Source organism: Paenibacillus sp. FSL K6-1096, assembly GCF_037977055.1.
Lineage (GTDB): Bacteria > Bacillota > Bacilli > Paenibacillales > Paenibacillaceae > Paenibacillus_AQ.
Genome location: NZ_CP150274.1, coordinates 2,134,597 through 2,153,692, shown reverse-complemented (window position 1 = coordinate 2,153,692; position 19,096 = coordinate 2,134,597). Strand labels below are relative to the sequence as shown.

General features: G+C 57.2%; 14 protein-coding genes and 1 other annotated feature. Of the genes, 13 read left to right on the top strand and 1 reads right to left on the bottom strand.

Annotated elements, in window-relative coordinates; all coding sequences use genetic code 11:
* The first annotated feature begins 17 nt into the window (after nucleotides 1-17).
* From hemL to MHI24_RS09415, 4 genes are all read left to right on the top strand, one after another.
* Nucleotides 18-1,319 carry a glutamate-1-semialdehyde 2,1-aminomutase gene (hemL, locus tag MHI24_RS09430; protein WP_340025369.1) on the top strand — a complete coding sequence of 434 codons (1,302 nt, stop codon included), beginning with the start codon at nucleotides 18-20 and terminating at the stop codon, nucleotides 1,317-1,319.
* Nucleotides 1,320-1,444: 125 nt separating this feature from the next.
* Nucleotides 1,445-2,347, top strand: a complete 903-nt coding sequence (locus tag MHI24_RS09425) for an RluA family pseudouridine synthase (RefSeq protein WP_340026644.1) — start codon at nucleotides 1,445-1,447, stop codon at nucleotides 2,345-2,347.
* Nucleotides 2,348-2,518: 171 nt separating this feature from the next.
* Complete coding sequence (locus tag MHI24_RS09420) at nucleotides 2,519-3,070, top strand: hypothetical protein (RefSeq protein ID WP_340025368.1); 552 nt, start codon at nucleotides 2,519-2,521, stop codon at nucleotides 3,068-3,070.
* A gap of 172 nt (nucleotides 3,071-3,242) precedes the next feature.
* Nucleotides 3,243-4,109, top strand: coding sequence for a neutral zinc metallopeptidase (locus MHI24_RS09415; protein ID WP_340025367.1), 867 nt, complete (start codon nucleotides 3,243-3,245; stop codon nucleotides 4,107-4,109).
* Between the two features lie 69 nt (nucleotides 4,110-4,178).
* Here the strand turns inward: MHI24_RS09415 and MHI24_RS09410 are convergent, their stop codons facing one another.
* Complete coding sequence (locus MHI24_RS09410; protein WP_340025366.1) at nucleotides 4,179-5,420, bottom strand: GGDEF domain-containing protein; 1,242 nt, start codon at nucleotides 5,418-5,420, stop codon at nucleotides 4,179-4,181.
* A gap of 193 nt (nucleotides 5,421-5,613) precedes the next feature.
* Between MHI24_RS09410 and MHI24_RS09405 the strand changes: the two genes are divergently transcribed.
* The 9 genes from MHI24_RS09405 (at nucleotide 5,614) to MHI24_RS09365 (ending at nucleotide 19,061) form a co-directional block, all read left to right on the top strand.
* Nucleotides 5,614-7,041, top strand: coding sequence for a glycosyltransferase family 4 protein (locus MHI24_RS09405; protein WP_340025365.1), 1,428 nt, complete (start codon nucleotides 5,614-5,616; stop codon nucleotides 7,039-7,041).
* Nucleotides 7,042-7,178: 137 nt separating this feature from the next.
* A complete protein-coding gene (locus MHI24_RS09400) occupies nucleotides 7,179-8,510 on the top strand; it encodes a LysM peptidoglycan-binding domain-containing protein (protein WP_340025364.1) in 1,332 nt (443 codons plus the stop codon).
* 501 nt (nucleotides 8,511-9,011) lie between these two features.
* Entirely contained in the window at nucleotides 9,012-9,677 is a 666-nt protein-coding gene (locus MHI24_RS09395) for a stalk domain-containing protein (protein ID WP_340025363.1), read from the top strand.
* A 90-nt stretch (nucleotides 9,678-9,767) separates the two neighbouring features.
* Nucleotides 9,768-10,048, top strand: a binding site (T-box leader).
* Between the two features lie 155 nt (nucleotides 10,049-10,203).
* Nucleotides 10,204-12,843 carry a valine--tRNA ligase gene (locus tag MHI24_RS09390; protein WP_340026643.1) on the top strand — a complete coding sequence of 880 codons (2,640 nt, stop codon included), beginning with the start codon at nucleotides 10,204-10,206 and terminating at the stop codon, nucleotides 12,841-12,843.
* A 5-nt stretch (nucleotides 12,844-12,848) separates the two neighbouring features.
* Entirely contained in the window at nucleotides 12,849-14,225 is a 1,377-nt protein-coding gene (locus MHI24_RS09385) for a folylpolyglutamate synthase/dihydrofolate synthase family protein (protein ID WP_340025362.1), read from the top strand.
* Nucleotides 14,226-14,232: 7 nt separating this feature from the next.
* Complete coding sequence (gene murC, locus MHI24_RS09380; protein ID WP_340025361.1) at nucleotides 14,233-15,609, top strand: UDP-N-acetylmuramate--L-alanine ligase; 1,377 nt, start codon at nucleotides 14,233-14,235, stop codon at nucleotides 15,607-15,609.
* A gap of 370 nt (nucleotides 15,610-15,979) precedes the next feature.
* On the top strand, nucleotides 15,980-17,170 hold the full coding sequence (locus MHI24_RS09375; RefSeq protein WP_340025360.1) for a glycosyltransferase: 1,191 nt from the start codon (nucleotides 15,980-15,982) through the stop codon (nucleotides 17,168-17,170).
* 93 nt (nucleotides 17,171-17,263) lie between these two features.
* Entirely contained in the window at nucleotides 17,264-18,625 is a 1,362-nt protein-coding gene (locus MHI24_RS09370) for an SPOR domain-containing protein (RefSeq protein ID WP_340025359.1), read from the top strand.
* Between the two features lie 190 nt (nucleotides 18,626-18,815).
* Nucleotides 18,816-19,061, top strand: a complete 246-nt coding sequence (locus MHI24_RS09365; RefSeq protein ID WP_238652091.1) for a DUF4321 domain-containing protein — start codon at nucleotides 18,816-18,818, stop codon at nucleotides 19,059-19,061.
* The last annotated feature ends 35 nt before the right edge of the window (nucleotides 19,062-19,096 follow it).

The following is a 19,096-nucleotide window of genomic DNA, read 5'->3' as shown; positions in this document are numbered from 1 at the left end:
AGCAGGAGGGGACAAGTATGGGCAATACGCCGCTAAGACGCCGGGAGGAGGCTTCCCGGACCGCTTTTGAAGAAGCCAAGCAATATATTCCCGGCGGAGTGAACAGTCCGGTCCGGGCGTTCAAATCCGTAGGATTAACTCCGGTGTATGTGGAGCGCGGCGAGGGCTCGCGAATCTACGATATCGACGGCAACAGCTTCATTGACTATGTGTGTTCGTGGGGACCGCTCATTATGGGACATGCCCATCCTGAGGTGGTGAAGGCGCTGCAGGAGGCTGCTGTGAAGGGGACGAGCTTCGGCGCGCCTACCCTGATGGAGACAGAAATGGCCAAAGCCGTGGTAGAGCGCGTAGCCTCGGTGGATATTGTACGGATGGTGAACTCGGGAACAGAAGCTACGATGAGCGCGATCCGTCTGGCCCGCGGCTATACCGGCCGCAGCAAAATCCTCAAGTTCGAAGGCTCCTACCACGGCCACGCCGACAGTCTGCTGATCAAGGCCGGTTCCGGGGTGGCGACCCTGGGGCTGCCGGACAGCCCGGGCGTGCCGGAAGGTGTTGCGGTCAACACCATTACGGTGCCTTACAATGACCTGGAAGGGGTCAAAATCGCGTTTGAGCGTTACGGCAACGAGATCGCTGCTGTGATCGTTGAGCCTATCGCCGGGAATATGGGCGTGGTGCCGCCGCTGCCGGGCTTCCTGGAGGGGCTGCGCAAGGTGACTACGGGGTACGGGGCACTGCTGATTTTTGACGAGGTGATGACCGGCTTCCGGGTCGACCGGGGCTGCGCGCAAGGCTTGTTCGGGATGGACCCGGATCTGACCTGCTTCGGCAAGGTGATCGGCGGCGGTCTGCCTGTAGGGGCATATGGCGGCAAAAAAGAAATTATGGCCCAGATCGCCCCGTCCGGTCCGATCTATCAGGCAGGCACGCTCAGCGGCAATCCGCTGGCGATGGCCGCGGGCTACAGCACGCTGTCGCTGCTGACTCCTGAGGTGTACACCCGTCTGGAGGCGCTTGGCGCGAGACTGGCGGCCGGCCTGCAGCGCAATGCGCAGGAGACAGGCGTCCCGCTGACAATTAACCGTGTCGGCTCGATGGTGTGCCCGTTCTTCACCAGTGAGCCGGTGATTAATTTCGATACAGCCAAGACCAGTAATCTGGACCATTTCAACCGCTACTTCGGCAAAATGCTGGATCAGGGCATCAGCATCCCGCCTTCCCAGTTCGAGGGAATGTTCGTATCCGCCGCACACAGCGAGCAGGATATTGATGATACGATTGAGGCCCACTACCAGGCCTTGAAATCGCTATGACGGCCGGACCGGAGGAGCTGTCCGGCCAGCAAGGCGGCGGCGCGGGCCAAGACGGAAGGGATGCCGCCAGCGGCCCCTTCGCCGGAGGCGGCAAGTGGACCCGGCGCGGGGAATGGCTGGAGGTGATGCCGGGCCGGGTCATTACGGGGGCGGCTGACAAGCAGGCCGCTATTGATGCCTGGCTGCTCGGCACCGCCGGAATGCCCGCGAAGCTGCACGCCCGGCTGCTCCGCGGGGGCGGCATCCAGTGGAGGGGCGACCGGCTGCGGCTGGCCCTGTTCCCGGGCAAGGAAGCAGGGATTGAGCCTGTATGGCAGGAGACGGGCATGGAGGTGCTGTTCGAGGATGACTTCTGCCTGGTCGTCCACAAGCCCGCCGGTATGGCGGTTCACCCCGACGGCAGCAGTACAGCGGTCACGCTGGATCATCTTGTGGCAGCGCACTATGCCGCTTCGGGCGGAGGAATCGCTGTCCGCCATATTCACCGGCTGGACAAGGACACCACCGGGCCTGTGCTGTATGCGAAGAACGACTATGCCCAGCTGGTGCTGGATGAGGAGATGCGCGGCAAGGGCGTATCCCGGCTCTATGCCGCGATTGTGGCAGGCACTGTTCCGCCGGAGTTGACAGTGATTGATGCGCCGGTCGGGCGGGACCGCCATAATGCAGCACGCAGGCGGGTATCTCCGGGCGGGCAGGAGGCTGTGACACGAATCATAGGGCGCGAAGCGCTGCCCGGCGGGACGGTAGTGAAGCTGGAGCTGGAGACGGGCCGGACACACCAGATCCGTGTGCATCTCAGCCATGCGGGTCATCCGCTGTTCGGGGACCGACTGTACGGCGGACCCGGCTGGCGTTCAGCCGGTGTTCCAGACAGCACCCCGGAACGCCAGGCGCTGCATGGCGAGAAGCTGGTGTATGCCCACCCCTGGACCCGGAAGCCGGTTGAGGTAGCTGACCTCTGGCCTGAGGATATGCTTCTCTTGCGTGAACGAATCAGCAGCGGAGACCAGTTGTACAGGCTATAAGTTTGATGATAAGCCAAGCCATAACCCTCTAATATCGGAGGATAGGCTTGGCTTTTCTTTTTCTGCCAATTATTTTCATTTTCCGAGTAACATTTGTAACTGACGCCTGTCCAATAACTTGATAAATATAGTATGTAAGCGAATTTCATAACAATCACTGGGGGAATTATTGTGAAAAAAGTTACAAAGTTATTGTTCGCAGCCGGTATCTCTTTGGCCATTGTCGGAGTAGGCAGCAGCGGTGTCCTGAACAACGTTACTTCGGCAGCAAGCGCACCGCTCAAGGTAGGCCGGGTGGAAGCGGCTGCCCATGGCACCAAATGCTTCACCGTAGCTGTGGCAGTGGTACAGAATGGCGTGATTGTCGCTGCTTCGCTGGATGATTATCAGTTCCTGAGCACCGATGTGGCCAAGGGCGTGCCTAACTCCGATAAGGACTTCGGTCAGAACTACAAGGATCCGAGCATGGTGCTGGCCTCCAAGAAGGCTAATGCCAAATATTACAGCGAGCACATGAAGGAAGAAGCCAAATCGACTGTATCCTATGACAAGAACATGGCTGCTATCGAGAAATTCGCAACCGGCAAAACGATCAAATCTCTGGAAGCTACTCTGACTAAGAAGACCAAAGAGCAAGTGGTTGATGCGGTCAGCGGTGCAACGCTGGTGGACACCCAGGGCTACCTGAAGGCTATTCTTGACGCAGCCAAAGCAGCCAAGTAATTCCCCCATTTCAGTTTCCAATGACAAGACCCCTAAGCGGCTGCGGCTGTGAAGGGGTCTTTATCTTATCCTCTTATCCGTATGGAGAGAGTGGAACCCCCGGGATTATGGGTATAACAGTATTAAGTTATAATACAGGAAGCCATCGCAATCGATAACTGGGGGTTAGACTATGAAGTGGCAGGGCAGAAGAGGCAGTTCAAATGTGGAGGACCGCAGAGGCCGCGGAGGCGGAGGCATGGGCGGCGGCAAGCTGGTCGGCGGCGGACTCACCGGGATCGTGGTTATCGTAATTGTTACGCTGCTGAGCGGCGGGAATATCGGGGATATTATGGGGAATCTGATCTCAACGGGCCCCGCTACGAACTCAAGCGCTCCGTATGAGCAGACCGCGCAGGAGAAGGAGCTGTCTGAATTCGTATCTGTCGTCCTGGCTGATACGGAGGATGTCTGGTCGGAGATTTTCCGGGAGCAGGGGATGACTTATCAGGACCCGACGCTGGTGCTGTATAGCGGGAGTGTGAATTCGGCCTGCGGCACCGCCAGCTCGGCGGTCGGGCCGTTCTATTGTCCGGGAGATGCCAAGCTGTATATTGATCTCAGCTTCTATGACGAGCTGCAGCAGCAGTTCCAGGCACCGGGAGATTTCGCTATGGCGTACGTGATCGCCCACGAAGTGGGCCATCATGTGCAGACTCTGCTGGGTGCTTCCGAGCAGCTGAATTCGCTGCGCCAGCGCCTCAGCGAGACGGAATTCAACAAATATCAGGTCCGCTTCGAGCTGCAGGCCGATTATTATGCCGGAGTGTGGGCGCATCATGTTCAGGGCCAGAATCTGCTGGAGGAGGGAGACCTGGATGAGGCGCTGACTGCGGCGAGCGCCGTCGGGGATGATACGATCCAGAAGCGGGCGCAGGGGTATGTGGTGCCGGACAGCTTCACGCACGGAACGTCCGAGCAGCGCAAGCGCTGGTTCTACAAAGGCTATGAATCCGGCACGATTGCCGGCGGAGATACCTTTAAGGCAGCTGATTTATAAGCGGGATGCACACCCGAAGGGCCGTTCTTCCATATCGCGGAGGAGCGGCTCTTTTTGATGTGCAGATGATTAAGCTCCCAGGTCATTGCGGTACGAAAGGCGGTTGCGGCCCAGCTTCTTGGATTCCAGCAGGAGCTGGTCGGCGTAGACATAACCTTTCTCCATAGAGGTCTTGTGTCCGGGGTCCGCCTTGTAATAATAGAGCCCGAAGGAAGCCGAATACGGTACAGAGATCGTCTGCTCCTCGAATTCGGCACTTACGCTATTGCCGTGCAGGCTGTCCAGAATCTCCTCAATCTGCGCCCTGCATTCCTCGAAGGTCTTGTTCCTCAGGAACAGGGTGAACTCCTCCCCGCCGCTGCGGAACAGAATGTCCTCCGGCTGAAGGTGGCGCTCCAGCGTATCGGCGAAATGGACAATGACCCGGTCGCCGACGGCGTGGTTGTAGGAGTCGTTGATTTTTTTGAAGCGGTCAATGTCTGCCACAACAATGCCGATATATTCCCCGCTCTGGTTCAGCTCGTTCATCATCTTGTCCATGTGCGCCCGGTTGTAGGTTCCGGTGAGGAAGTCGCGGTAGGCCATCTGCTCGAACTTGTCGCGTTCATATTTGTGCTGGGCACTCTGCGACTTGGAATAGAACGAGAGGCTGACAATGTAGTTGAGCAGGAACAGCGCAATCAGCATCTCCCATTTCTCCATCTGCAGCAGCCGCAGCAGCAGGGCGTTGGTCAGTGCGACCTTGCTGAAGTCCAGCAGATTCCGGCTGCGGAACAGCAGATTCTCCGCTTCGCGGCGGGTCTTGATGTCTCCCGACAGCGCGAAGGTGATCACCAGGAACGCGGACGACAGCAGCGTAGTGACACAGACCACCAGAAGAAACAGCACCCAGTATCCGAAGGGAAGCTTGTCCGCCAGAGGCTTGAGCAGCGTGTACAAATAATACGCCGCAGACCCGCCCAGTGTGAAGGAGCCGATATTGTAGAAGGTGTCGAGGAATTCACCGGGATCGGCGGTTTTTGTTTTCTTTTTATAGATATATACAATCGACCGGTACACCGTCTCGAATATCAATGTCCCCAGCGGGCCGGCAAAAATCCCGAATGAGGACGTATAGCTGATTGCATAATCAATCGTGGAGTTCCCGCTCCGGGTCACAATGCGCAACTGGAAATAAATGCTGGAAAATATCGTGTAGAGCAGCAGCGCTTTCATATATGTACCATCCAGGACTACAGCATGTGCAGGAATGAAGGCTATAGCCAGGGAGGCGAAGAACAGGGATAGGTCAAATACCCTTGCTTTGGACATGACAGAAGATTCCTTTCAGGATTTATACCGATTATACCCGAAAAGATGATTCCTGATTAAAAGTTATTTCGAAAAATATACCGGACGGACATTTGTCCATTTCATCCGGCCTATACCGTTCATATACTGTTCTGACTAGAAGGGGCAGTCCGCTCCTGAACTTATATGAATCTATAGCCGGGGAGAGGGATGCATGAAGATACTGCTGGTTACCTACTGGGGACTCACCAATCTGGGCGGGATCTGGACGTATATGAAGCAGCTGGCGGAGAAGCTGGGTGCACAGGGCCATTCCGTGACCATGATGGGAAGTCATGTAGAGAGCAATACGCTTTATTTGCTGGACCGCACGGAGTCTTTTGATAAAAAAGCGTTCTACACGCTGCTGCTGCCGCATTTCGATGCGATCCGCTTCCCTTCGATGCACCTGGAGCACGGGATCTTCAGCTTCGAGCTGGGGCGGTACGTATTTGAAGGGGGGGCTGCGGTGCTGGGGCTGGAGGACTATGACGTCATTCATGCCCAGGACCCGATCGCTTCGTATGCGCTGCGCCGGATTCTGCGCCGTCCGGTTCCGCTGGTCACCAGTGTCCACGGAGCGCTCTCCCTGGAGACATTCTATGAATATAGGGGGCTGGAGCCGGGGCTGACCCGGGAAGCGTATGAGCAGCGGCCCATCTGGAGGTATTTCCGCCGGATTGAGACGCTGGGTGCCCGGTCAGCCGATCAGATTCTGGTCTCTTCGCAGTGGATTGGACAGCTTACCCGGGAGCTGGGGGTCAGCCCTGGCCGTATTCATACCCTGCCCTATGGGGTGAATCTGGAGGAATATGTGGCCAGAGCGGCGGAGCCTGCGCCGCTCAAATTCCAGGACGGAATACCGGTCATCATGTATGCCGGACGGCTGGAATATATCAAGGGAGTGCATGTGCTGATCGAAGCGCTGGGCATGCTGCATAAGCGGTGCCAGCGGTGGATCTGTGCTGTAGCCGGTATGGGCAGCCTGCTGGAAGAGCTGCTGGAGCAGACCCGCCGTCTGGGCATCTCGGAGCAGGTCTACTTCACGGGGAAGCTGGATAATATTCCTGCGGCGCTGAAGGCGGCAGACATCTATGTGCAGCCCTCGCTGCAGGATACGCAGCCGTTCTCCGTGACGGAGGCACAGCTGGCCGGAATCGCGCCGGTGGTCGCCGGAACCTCGGGGATGCCGGAGATGGTGCGGCAAGGCGAGACCGGCTGGGTCGTTCCGCCCGGAGATGCCGCTGCGCTGGCCCGGCAGCTGGAGCAGCTGCTGGGCGACGGGGAGCTGAGGCAGCGCACCGGCCGTCAGGCCAGAGCGTGGGCAGTGAATAACCGGTCACTGGATGATATGGCTTCGGGAACGCTGAAGGTGTATCAGAAGGCGATAGAGCAGCAGGCAGGACAGCAGGGCATTCCCGATCCCGTCCGCTTTGCAGGTATGCCCGGAGGCACAGGGGGGCCGCTTCCTGCTGCCTTCCATCCGGCCGATGTGCTGGCCGGGAGCGGGGGCGCTCTTCCGCTGGCAGAGCTTATGCGCAGCAGATTGCCGCAGCATTACTCCGTCCCGGATGCGCGCACCGCTCTCGTCCCGCAGGAATAGGCTTCTGCCTGCAGGAAGAAGCGGCAAAGTTGTCATGCCTTCCTGTTTGAAGCATATACATGAGTCGAGTAACATTTTGGGCTTATGCTCTGGGCTTGTCTCAGGGATAGATTATGCCAAGAAGGAGGACATTTCCCGTGTTTGACCAGTCCCACGGCTTGCGGTTTGATATTTATGAACGCATTCACCTTTCGGAAGAGCTTCCGGGAATAGCAGAACTGGAGGAAGTCGAGCTCGTTCCCGACATCCAGGTGATCCAGCGGGAGGACCGGGCCGAATTGCATGGACAGCTGCTCCTGACCGGACTCTACCGGGGGGAGGACGATCGTACACAGCGTCTGGAGCATGCGATTCCCGTTGAAATTACGGTCCCGCTGACCCGGGTCAGCTCACTGGATGACATAGGGGTGGAGATCGAGAATTTCGATATTGACCTGCTTACGATGCGAACCGTTAATATTACCGGTGTGCTCTCGCTGCGCGGAATCGGAAGCGCCGATGCCCAGCCCGCCTGGCAGCAGGAGGAATACACGGTAGCCTATTCGCCGGAGGCCCAGGATCTCAAGGCTAAGGCCGGGGACCGGGCCGGCAGCTCAGAGACGGATTCCTTATATGAGAATTCGCTCTGGACCTACGGTGAAGGGGTGGCGGAAAACTCTGCGGAAGAACAGCCTGAAGCCGAAGCGGTGGAGGCGGCAGACGCTGCGGCGAATCCGTTATTCCCGGAAACTGCTGTGTACACCCAGCCGGCAGCCCTGGTCACTGCGCAGCCGAAGGACAAGGAACCTAAGGCAAGAACCCATAGCCTGGATGCGGCCCCGCAAGCTGCCCAGAATACCAGCAAACCGGCAGCGGCAGCCCAGAAGGATTCGCCTTCGGATCACACAGGAGGCAGTGCCGGTCAGTCTGCCGCCAGCCCGGTAGATCACTGGAGTCATGCGAATCTCCATGCCGTTCCCGATGCGGAGCCGGTTCTCAATAATGCTGCCAGTGACGCTGCTGCCTTGCTGGCCGGGAAGGAGGGCGGGGAAGAGATTGAAGCTGCGGACAACGACGTCTTCCTGTCATCGGAAGCCTTGCCTCCCCAGGAGGAGAAGCAGGATCTCAAGGTTGCGCTTGGCAGCAAGAAGGACCCCGGCGCTGCCGGGCAGGAGCCGCTGACCTTCTCCTCGCTGCTCAGCTCCAGCCGGGTCAACAGGGAGCAGGAGAATCTGCAAGCGGACGAGGCGGCTTCCCAGGCCGCGGCTGAGGCTCCGGAGGTTGGCAATGATACCGAGTGGAAAAGCCGGTTCATCGGCGGGCTTGGCGGCTCAGAGATGTTCCGCAAGGTACGGCTCTGCATCGTCCAGCGCGAGGAGACACTGGATACGATCGCCGAGAAATATCAGCTCAGCACCCGGGAGCTGTCGATGTACAACCGCCTCTCCGGGCAGGTCGTGGAAGAGGGACAGGTGCTGTATATTCCCTGAGCTTGGCTCGCGTGAGACGAAAATGCAGAATTGTAACAGGAAGGGCCCCTGCCTTATGGACGGGGCTGTTTCTGTTTTTGTGTGTGACGGCGTCTGTTGAGGCGGATAGGTGCTTGTGCGGAATGTATGTGGAAAACCGAACATATTCGGCGTGTCGGAGGTGCGTGGGCGGAATGTAATCGAAAAACCGATCATATTTGGCGTGGCGCGGGTGCGTGGGCCCAATGTAATCGAAAAACCGATCACATTCGGCTTGGCGGGGGCGCGTGGGCCCAATGTAATCGAAAAACCGATTACATTGGGCGTGGTGTGGGTGCGTGGAGCAAATGTAATCGAAAAACCGATTACACCCGGCCAGCGCGAGGTGATGAGCTGTATCTCCGCCCTTGGTTTACAAACCATGTAGCCGGGGGTAATAGTCCCTAACCGGCATTACATACATCACAGAACGTGGCAGCTCTGCGCCGGAATCCCCCACCTCTGAAAGGATGAGAGATCCAGATGAAGAGAAAAGTTACGGCTACTGCGGCCGCACTCGGCTTAACGCTGGCTGTGTCCGCTGGTGCCTATGCCGCCGGCGGTCTGCAGCAGATCAAAGCGGCGCTGAACAACAAGATTGGAATCGTCGTGAACGGCCAAGCCTATACGCCTAAGGACGGCAACGGTAAAACGCTTGCCCCGATCACGTATAACGGTATCACTTATCTGCCGGTACGCTCGATTGGTGAAGCGCTGAACACCCCGGTCACCTACGATGCCGCAACCAGCAAGGTCATTATCGGCGGCGGTTCTGCGTCTACGGGCACTTCCACAGGCGGCACCTCCGCAGGAACGGCCACGGAAGCCGTAAAGCGTCCGAAGAGCCTGCCGGCGGACTTCCCGCTTCCCGCCGATGCCAAAATCTATGATCTGATCGAAGGCTCGGCGACCGGCAAGCCGTCCGCTACCTTCAGCTACACCACCAAGCAGGGGCTGGAGGCGCTGGGCAATACGTATAAGGACTATTTCGCCCAAAAGGGCGCCACGTCCAAATCGGAAGAAGTCTCTGCAGCTGCCTTCCAGATTATTGATTCAGGAAGCACGTTTGCTGTTACCTTGGACGGGGCTCCCGGAACGGGCAGCCGCCAGGGCTTCAATGTGGTTCAGGTGATCTGGAGCGGGGAGTAAGCCTTAAGTTTCATCCGTTGACAGGTTTGTGTATATGCTGGTTGACTAGGGATAATACTGAAGGTATTATTGTACTAAGTAATAACTAGCATAAAGACTGGGAACGGGAAGAGTAGGCGGTCAGCCCTTCAGAGAGCGGAATGGTAGTTGCTGTGAATTTCCGCAGGATGCAGCCCCCGAAGTCGCCCCGGAGTTGCCCTTCTGAGCCTGCCATTGAAGAGCGGGTTAGGATGTGGCCGGATGCAGCCGTTATCTGCATGAGTGTCGCGCTAAGCTTGAAGCGCCCGTCCGGGAGCTTGGAGCAGCTTTGCTGCTTTGTATTGGCGCGAAACAAAGGTGGTACCGCGAAAGAATGGCCTTTCGTCCTTTGAGACGAAAGGTCTTTTTGTATTTCCAGACCATAATGCGTTATTTCATTATCCAAATTGGAGGGTTCACAATGGCTGATAACAACATGGCAGCGGAGCTGCCGAACCAGCAGGAAGCGGCAGAGGCCGCCGGGACGGCTGATCACAAGCAGAGCGACATGCCGACTACATACAACCCGGGGGCGGCAGAGAAGAAATGGTATAGCTACTGGATGGAGAACGGCTTCTTTGAAGCAGGCAAACGGCCGGATGCGGAGCCTTACAGCATCGTGATTCCGCCGCCGAATGTTACAGGGATGCTGCATATCGGACACGCGCTGGATTTCACGATCCAGGATGTGCTGATCCGCACCAAGCGGATGCAGGGCTATGATACTCTCTGGCTGCCGGGTACGGACCATGCCGGAATCGCTACACAGACTAAGGTAGAGCAGAAGCTGCGCGGGCAGGGCATTTCCCGCCATGATCTGGGACGCGAGAAGTTCCTGGAGCAGGTGTGGGCCTGGAAGGATCAGTATGCAGAGACCATCCACGAGCAGTGGGCCAAAATGGGCCTATCGCTGGACTATTCCCGCGAGCGCTTCACACTGGATGAAGGCTTGACCAAGGGGGTACGCCAGGTTTTTGTTGAACTGTACCGCAAAGGTCTGATCTACCGCGGCAAGCGCATTATCAACTGGGACCCTTCCGCCCGGACGGCACTGTCTGACATCGAGGTTGAATACAAGGAAGTGAACGGGCATCTGTATCATCTGCGCTATCCGCTTAAGGACGGCAGCGGCTTCATCACCGTAGCCACCACCCGGCCCGAGACGATGCTGGGCGATACAGCGGTAGCGGTTCACCCTAAGGATGAGCGTTACAAGGATCTGATCGGCAAGACCCTGATTCTGCCAATTATCGGCCGGGAGATTCCGGTGGTTGCCGATGAATATGTAGACAAAGAGTTCGGCAGCGGTGCAGTCAAAATTACACCTGCACACGATCCGAATGACTTCGAGGTAGGCCAGCGCCACAATCTGCCGCAGATCAACGTGATGGATGAGGGGGGCATCATGAATGAGGAAGCGGGGCCGTATCAGGGCCAGGACCGCAGTGAATGCCGCAAGAATATTGTGGCGGACCTGAAGGAGCAGGGAGTTCTGATCTCCATCGAGGATCATGTACACCAGGTAGGTCACAGCGAGCGCTCCGGCGCGGTAGTCGAGCCTTATCTGTCCACCCAGTGGTTCGTCAAAATGCAGCCGCTAGCTGAAGTAGCCATCCAGGCGCAGAAGGATAACAACGGCGTTCAATTTGTGCCTGAACGGTTCGAGAAGACTTACCTGAACTGGATCGAGAATGTACGCGACTGGTGTATCTCCCGCCAGCTGTGGTGGGGTCACCGGATTCCGGCCTGGTATTCGGAGTCAACCGGTGAAGTCTTCGTTGCCTACAGTGAAGAGGAAGCCCGTGAGATGAGCGGCGGCCTTGATGATCTGAAGCAGGATGAGGATGTGCTGGATACCTGGTTCAGCTCCAACCTGTGGCCGTTCGCCACAATGGGCTGGCCCGATGAGAACAGTGCCGAATTCAAGCGTTACTACCCTAACAATGTGCTGGTTACCGCCTATGACATTATCTATTTCTGGGTGGCGCGCATGATTTTCTCCGCCTTTGAGCTTACCGGCCAGAAGCCGTTCGCTGATGTATACATGCACGGTCTGGTACGGGATGCCGAGGGCCGCAAAATGTCCAAATCGCTCGGCAACGGGATCGATCCGCTGGATGTCATCGAGCAGTATGGTGCGGATGCGATGCGCTATATGATTTCGACCGGGATTACGGCCGGCCAGGATCTGCGCTTCCGCATAGAGAAGGTGGAGCAGGCCCGCAATTTTGCCAACAAGATCTGGAACGCCTCCCGCTTCGCGCTGATGAATCTGGAGGGTGTAACCTTTGAAGATATTGACATTACCGGGGAGCTGAGTACAGCCGACCGCTGGATTCTGCACCGCCTGAACGAAACTTCCCGCGATATTACGCGTCTAATTGACTCGTACGAGTTCGGCGAGACCGGCCGCCTGCTCTACAACTTCATCTGGGATGATCTGTGCGACTGGTATATCGAGTTCGCGAAGCTGTCCCTGTATGGCGCGGACGCAGGTGCGAAGGCGAAGACGCAGTCCGTTCTGGCCTATGTGCTGGACCGTACGCTGCGCCTGATTCATCCGTTCATGCCGTTCATTACGGAGGAAATCTGGCAGCATCTGCCGCATGAGGGCGAGACCATTATGCTGGCTGAATGGCCGCGTTACGATGCGCAGCTTGAGAATCCGCAGTCCGTGTCCGAGATGAATCTGCTGATGGATATGATCCGGGCGGTACGCAACATCCGCGCTGAAGTGAATGTGCCAATGAGCAAAAAGGTAGAGCTGATCATCAAGGCGGGCAGCCAGGAGACCCTGGATATTATCTCCCGCAACGAGCATTACATCGGGCGCTTCTGCAACACCTCTTCCCTGGAGTCAGGGCTCGCTCCGCAGGCCCCGGACAAAGTGATGTCCGCCGTGGTTACCGGTGCCGAGCTGCTGCTGCCGCTGTCGGGCCTGATCGATATTGACCAGGAGATTGCCCGTCTGGAGAAAGAAGTGCAGACGCTGAACAGCGAGGTTGAACGTGTGGAGAAGAAGCTCGGCAATCCGGGCTTTGTCGCCAAAGCGCCGGCCAAAGTCATCGAAGAGGAGCGGGCGAAGCAGGCGGATTACTCCGCGAAGCGTGAGACCGTGCTGGCCCGTATCGCAGAGCTGAGAGGATAAGAGATATGGAAGAGAACATCCGGGGCGGCAACACCGCCCCCTTAAGCTCGTACACCGAGGCGGTCGATTGGATTAACAGCCTGATTCCTTTTGGGATCAGGCCGGGTCTTGAGCGGATTGAGCTCATGATGGAGAAGCTGGACTCTCCGCACAGACGGCTTAAGTTCATCCATGTGGCCGGGACGAACGGCAAGGGGTCGACCTGCGCTTTTTTGACCCGGGTGCTGCTGGAGAGCGGTTATACGGTGGGGACCTTTACCTCCCCATACATCACGAAGTTCACGAACCGGTTCCAATACAATGGAGCTGATATTCCTGAGGAGACGCTGCTGACGCTGGCCAACAGGCTGCGTCCGCTGGTTGCGGAGATTGCCGACAGTGAGCTGGGCTCGCCGACGATGTTCGAGGTGTCCACGGCGCTGGCGATTCTCTATTACGGAGAAGTCTGTTATCCCGATGTAGTCGTATGGGAGACCGGACTTGGGGGAAGGCTGGATGTAACGAACATCGTGACTCCGATTGTGTCCGTGATTACCAATGTCGGCTATGATCATACTGATGTGCTGGGAGATACGCTGGAACTGATCGCCGGGGAGAAGGCCGGGATTATCAAGCCGGGGGTTCCGGCCGTGAGCAGTGTACGCCAGCCGGAAGCCGTTGCTGTCCTGAAGGCCAAGGCGGCTGAAGCCCGTTCTACCCTCTATTTAGCCGGGGAACAATTCAGCTACAGCGATGCCGGACTGCGGGACGGCAATCAGCATTTCACCTTCAAGGGGCCCTTCCGCAGCCTTGAACTGGAGATCGCCATGAAGGGCGAGCATCAGCTGGAGAATGCAGCCGGGGCGATGATGGTCCTTGAGGTGCTGCGGCAATACATGGCCTTCATGCTGGAGGACGAGGATGTGCTGGCGGGATTCCGCAGTACGTTCTGGGCCGGACGGCTGGAGGAAGTCAGTGTTTCGCCCCGGATTATTCTGGACGGAGCCCATAATCCGGAAGGTGCCGAGAGCCTGGCCAAGAGTCTTGCCCAGTTCCAGCCCTACGGCAAATTAAATTTGCTCATGGGGATGCTTGCAAATAAGCATCACGAGTCGTATCTCAAGCATATACTGCCTATAGTGGATACGCTCATCCTGACCGAACCCGATTTCCGTAAGCGAATGGACGCGGAAGACCTGCAGGCGATCGCGGAGAGTCTGCGGAGTAAATATGCCAAGGAACACTTGGAAATTATAGTAGAACGTAATTGGGGCCAGGCGCTGCAGAAGCTGCAGACGATCACAACGGAAGACGACCTTGCGGTTGTATCCGGAACGCTGTATCTGATTTCTGATGTGCGCAGTACGCTTTTACGGCAACCCGATTCTGAAAAAGGCTGGTGACGAACTGTTGGATACTACTGAACGTGTGCATTTTATTGGGATCGGCGGCTATGGCATGAGCGCGATTGCCCGGGTGATGCTGGAAATGGGATATACGGTTACGGGCTCTGACGTAGCTGCACAGGAATTAACGGAGAAGCTGATCGCCAAGGGGGCCAAGGTGTTCATCGGACATACGGCGGAACAGGTAAAAGGCGCGGATCTGGTCGTATATTCTACGGCGCTGGCAGCAGACAACGTGGAATGGGTAGAGGCGGAGCGGCTGAAGATTCCGATTCTGCACCGCTCGCAGATGCTGGCCCGGCTGCTGAATGAGCGCAAGGGCGTAGCGGTTGCCGGAGCGCACGGCAAGACTACGACCTCCTCCATGATTGCTCTAATCATGGAAGAGTGCGGCGTCGACCCCACCTATATTATAGGCGGGGAGATCATGAATGTCGGTACGAATGCCAAGGCGGGACAAGGGGAGTACGTTGTCGCTGAGGCGGATGAAAGCGACGGCTCCTTCCTGCAGTACCATCCTTGGCTTGCCATTGTCACGAATATTGAGGCGGACCATCTGGAGAATTACGGCGGTGACTTCGGCAAGCTGAAGGATGCTTATGTCCAGTTCCTGAATCAGCTGCGCGAGGACGGGACGGCCATTGTCTGCGCGGATGATGAGACGGCGAAGTCCCTGCTGCCGAAGGTGAAGGGGAAGGTCATTACCTACGGCATTCATTCAGAGACGGCGGATTACAGAGCGACGGATATTGTACTGGGCGACCGCCAGGTATCCTACACAATGAACCACGGAACGGAAGTGCTGGGCCGGATTAAGCTCTCCATCCCGGGGCAGTACAATCTGTATAATTCGATGGCGGCGGTGATCTCCTGTCTGAAGTCCGGCGTTGCCTTCGAGGCGATTGCCGGAGCGATCGTGAAGTTCCACGGCGCGAAGCGGCGGTTCCAGGTGCTTGGCGAGGTGGACGATATCCTCGTCATTGATGATTATGCGCACCATCCTACAGAGATTCAGGCCACCATCAGTGCCGCCAAGGCTACCGGCAAACGGATTATCGCCGTATTCCAGCCGCAGCGGTACACACGGACCTTCTTCCTGCTGGATGCGTTCAGCCGCGCGTTCAGCGAAGCGGACGAGGTGATTATCACCGATATCTATTCTCCAGCCGGCGAGAAGCAGATAGAAGGTGTCAGCTCTGCCAAGCTGGTTGAGCTGATTGTCCAGAACAGCAACGCCGGAGCAAGGCATCTGCCGACGAAGGAAGCTGTACTGGCTGATCTGCAGAACCGCATCGCTCCCGGTGATCTGGTCATCACCATGGGAGCCGGCGATATCTGGAAGGTTGGCTATGCTCTGGCGGACAGCCTGAAGAAGCGTTAAGTAACAGGTAGCGGTCTCAATTCTCTATTTAGGGGATTGGGGCCGCTTTTTTTGCCGACTGTGTCATTCAACTGCTTCAGGATCATGCAAGGGGAGTAGTGCTTGCGGACTGCGCTCATGAGACGCTGCTGGCCCATTATGAGGAGCAGAGCGTCAGGGAGAAGCTGCTGAGGCTGGTCTGAATTCAGGCTGAGTGCAAGCGCCGGACAGAAAATAATTATTTTCTCCCATAAATCGACAGTCTTCTCCATGGGAATGCGCTACTATAGATCTACATCTTAAGTTTCGTTATTTCTGGGCTGGATGTCATCCAGCCTCTTTGCTGCGTACATATTAGCACATATTTACATAGAGCCAAGGAGCTATAGCCATGAAAGAGAGATTGTTGTTTCTGTCCGCCCGCCGCCATGCCCCGGAACAAGATAAGGAGGAAGACCTTAGAACAAAGAATATTCTTGGAATTCTGCTGGAACGGTTTGATATTGATCTGCTGGAGGATTACCGCTGGCGCCGGGATACGCCGGACCTTCACAGTCCGTCCCTTAAGGCTCATCAGGTGCAGCGGCCCGCCGTCCTGCGGAGAACGCTGCTGTCCCCGCTGAACAGGCTCAGAACAGGCCCGCCGGGGACCGGCGGCAGCAAGCCGCTGCGTACTGCAATCACCGAGATGTGCCGGCAGCACACCTACAGTCATGTTTTTATCTCGAATAACATGCCTGGAACTGCGCTGGATCTGGTAGCCTCGCTTCTGCCGGGCGCGTTCATCATCACCGATGCCCGCCGCACCGGAGGCCGTGAGACAGAGCGGCAGGCGGATGGTGCCAACGGGTTCAGCAGAGGCTATCACAAGCTGAATGCGGCGCTGCTGCGCCGCGAAGAGCGGAGATTGATGAACAGGACCGGCCTGCTGCTTACGGCAACGGAATGGGATGCGCTGTCCTATAAGGCGTTATCCTTCATGGATGCAGGCAAGGTGCATGTCATTCCGCCCTATATCGATTTGAACATGCCGCCTTATGCGGATCAAGGGAACGGATGCAGAGAGAACTTGGTGATTCTGCACTGGAACATGCATACAGTTCAGGGCAGGGAGAAGGCCTTGATATTCATTGAGAACATCTATCCTCTTGTGAAAGCGGCGGTGCCGGATTCAAGCTGCTGTATTCTCAGCGGCAATGTGCATCCTGAGGTGGCTGCAGCCGTGAAGAGGGACACTTCTATTGAAATCATCGGTGAACCTGCTCAGGCTGCCAGTTATATGCGCCGGGCCAGAGCAGCGGTTACATCCCTGGAGGAAGGCTGCGGCCATCCGGCCCGCATACTGGAGGCCTGGGCTCAGCGCACACCTGTGGTCAGCGGCCTGAAGGGAACGGAGGCTCTGTACTGTGAACCCGGCCGGAATATTCTGCTGGCGGAAACGCCGGACGCCTATGCTGAACATCTTGTGCGGTTGTTGACAATGCCGGAGCTTGGCTCGATTATTGCGGAGCAGGCCTACCGTACGCTCAGGAAGCATTACACGGCAGACGGGGTAAAGAAGAAGCTGATGAGTCTGATATGAAAATATTAAAATAGTAAAATATTAAAATAGCATATCCCTCTCGCATCTCTCATATAGTTCAGTATAGAACTGAAGATAGCGAGGTGTGGGCGCTTGAGTAACGGAAGAATGACATTCCGGTTTGACGGTGAGGGTGAAGGGCGGCGGAGCGAAGCCGCAGACCGCCGGACCGTCCGGATTAACGGTAGGGTACTGGAGAACAAGAGTAAGGACAAGCTGCTGCATGAGGAGGCAGGGACACCCGTGGAGCCCCGCCCGCTCCGGCCGGATGAATACATTGTTGAGCTGCAGCGGGTAGAGCTGCCCCGGACGGCTGAGGTCGCCTATATGAAAAACCGACGCCCCAGCCGCTGGGGCCCGAACGTCCAGCAGGATGATGAGGACTTCGATCAGCCTTACACGGTCCAACCGGCGTCAAGGAATTTGTGGGAGCAAGGCAGCCTGCCGGACAGTCCTCTCCGCTATGGAGAGAGCTACAGTGAAGAGGAGGACGAAGCAGACAGGCATTACCCGCTGCTGGATGATGACCTGGATGGGGGGGCGGGCGGATACGGGGCATCCGGCTCGTACGGAGGCACTTATGGCGGCTCTTATCAGACCCGCCGTCCCTCCTATTGGTGGAAGTTCGCGCTCGCCATTACGGGAGCGCTGGGAACCGGGATTCTGCTCGGCTACGCCGCCCTGTCCTTCATCGGCGGCGGTCCGGCGGGAAGCGGCAAGGAAGCAGAGGGCGGGGCGGTGAAGACGGGAATCGTTCAGGGGCAGAATTCCGCGGGCGGCACTGCCGGAGCAGATATCACCGGCGTGCCTGCGGAAGAGGGTGGTGAAGCGGCAGCGGCGCATCTGCCGGTGCAGGTTGCTGCGCAGAGCTATTATCTGCTGCAATACGGTGTCTTCAGCACGCCGGCGGGTGCGGAGCAGGCGAAGCAGGAGCTGCTGGCGGCGGGGCTGGCCGCAGGTCTTGATCCGGCGGACGGCAACCGGGTATACGCCGGCATGTCGCCTGACCGCGAGCAGGCCAAGCTGCTCAGCAGCAGCCTAAAGAATCAGGGCATTGAGCTGTACGTAAGAGAGCTGGCCTTACCTGCTGTGCAGCAGGTGCGCTATAGCGGAACGGCAGAGGCGGTGGACAATTATTTTACCGTCAGTGCCAAGCTCCTAAACGAGCTAAGCAGTCTGTCCGCTTCGCTGCTAAGCGGAGCCGCCGGAGAGAGCAGCACTGCTGCGGTTAGCGATCTGCATATGCAGTGGCTCCAGGCTGCCAAGGCGCTTGAGCCGGGCCTGACCCCGGAAGAGCAGAGCCTTGCTGCGGGGCTTACACAATCGATGAGCCAGGGAATCGCTGCGCTGAACGAATATGGCAAGAATAAGGCTGAAGGCCTGTTATGGGAAGTACAGGAGGCTATGATGAGCTTCCTGACCGGCCAGAGAAGCCTGCTGTCCTCCATAAGCTGATATCGGCAAACCCCCGTACCGGGCCACAGGCCCGGCGGGGGTTTGCCGCATTTCTGCCGGTCATCCTACGGGTGACTCTATCTCCGTCTGAATCGTGGTAAACATTTCCTGACGGGATTTTGCGTTTGTATTGCACCCCGTTTCACCGTATAATAATTAGGGTGTCAAAAAATGGCGAGGGAAGACTTGAATGAAGAAAAAAAATGTAGGCACACTGCTGTTATTTCTTATTCTGGGCTGGCTGGCCGGAGCCTGGATTGCCAAGCTGCTGGAACCTGTTCAAGCATTGTCTTTTCTTACAGCTTCGACTGTTCTGAAGTGGTCGCCGCAAGCCGATTTGGACATCATATCCTATGACATCACTATCCATTTGAAGTTGTGCCTGCTCAGTCTTGCCGGAATCATTACAGCGGTATGGCTGTACCGCAGGCTGTAGCCTCGGCCGCCGGGATCAGGAAGGGAAGTTAATTA

Coding starts and splice junctions, on each gene's coding strand:
- hemL (WP_340025369.1), top strand. CDS start 18: ATGGGCAATACGCCGCTAAGACGCCGGGAGGAGGCTTCCCGGACCGCT.
- MHI24_RS09425 (WP_340026644.1), top strand. CDS start 1,445: ATGCCGGGCCGGGTCATTACGGGGGCGGCTGACAAGCAGGCCGCTATT.
- MHI24_RS09415 (WP_340025367.1), top strand. CDS start 3,243: ATGAAGTGGCAGGGCAGAAGAGGCAGTTCAAATGTGGAGGACCGCAGA.
- MHI24_RS09410 (WP_340025366.1), bottom strand. CDS start 5,420: ATGTCCAAAGCAAGGGTATTTGACCTATCCCTGTTCTTCGCCTCCCTG.
- MHI24_RS09405 (WP_340025365.1), top strand. CDS start 5,614: ATGAAGATACTGCTGGTTACCTACTGGGGACTCACCAATCTGGGCGGG.
- MHI24_RS09395 (WP_340025363.1), top strand. CDS start 9,012: ATGAAGAGAAAAGTTACGGCTACTGCGGCCGCACTCGGCTTAACGCTG.
- MHI24_RS09390 (WP_340026643.1), top strand. CDS start 10,204: ATGCCGACTACATACAACCCGGGGGCGGCAGAGAAGAAATGGTATAGC.
- MHI24_RS09385 (WP_340025362.1), top strand. CDS start 12,849: ATGGAAGAGAACATCCGGGGCGGCAACACCGCCCCCTTAAGCTCGTAC.
- MHI24_RS09375 (WP_340025360.1), top strand. CDS start 15,980: ATGAAAGAGAGATTGTTGTTTCTGTCCGCCCGCCGCCATGCCCCGGAA.
- MHI24_RS09365 (WP_238652091.1), top strand. CDS start 18,816: ATGAAGAAAAAAAATGTAGGCACACTGCTGTTATTTCTTATTCTGGGC.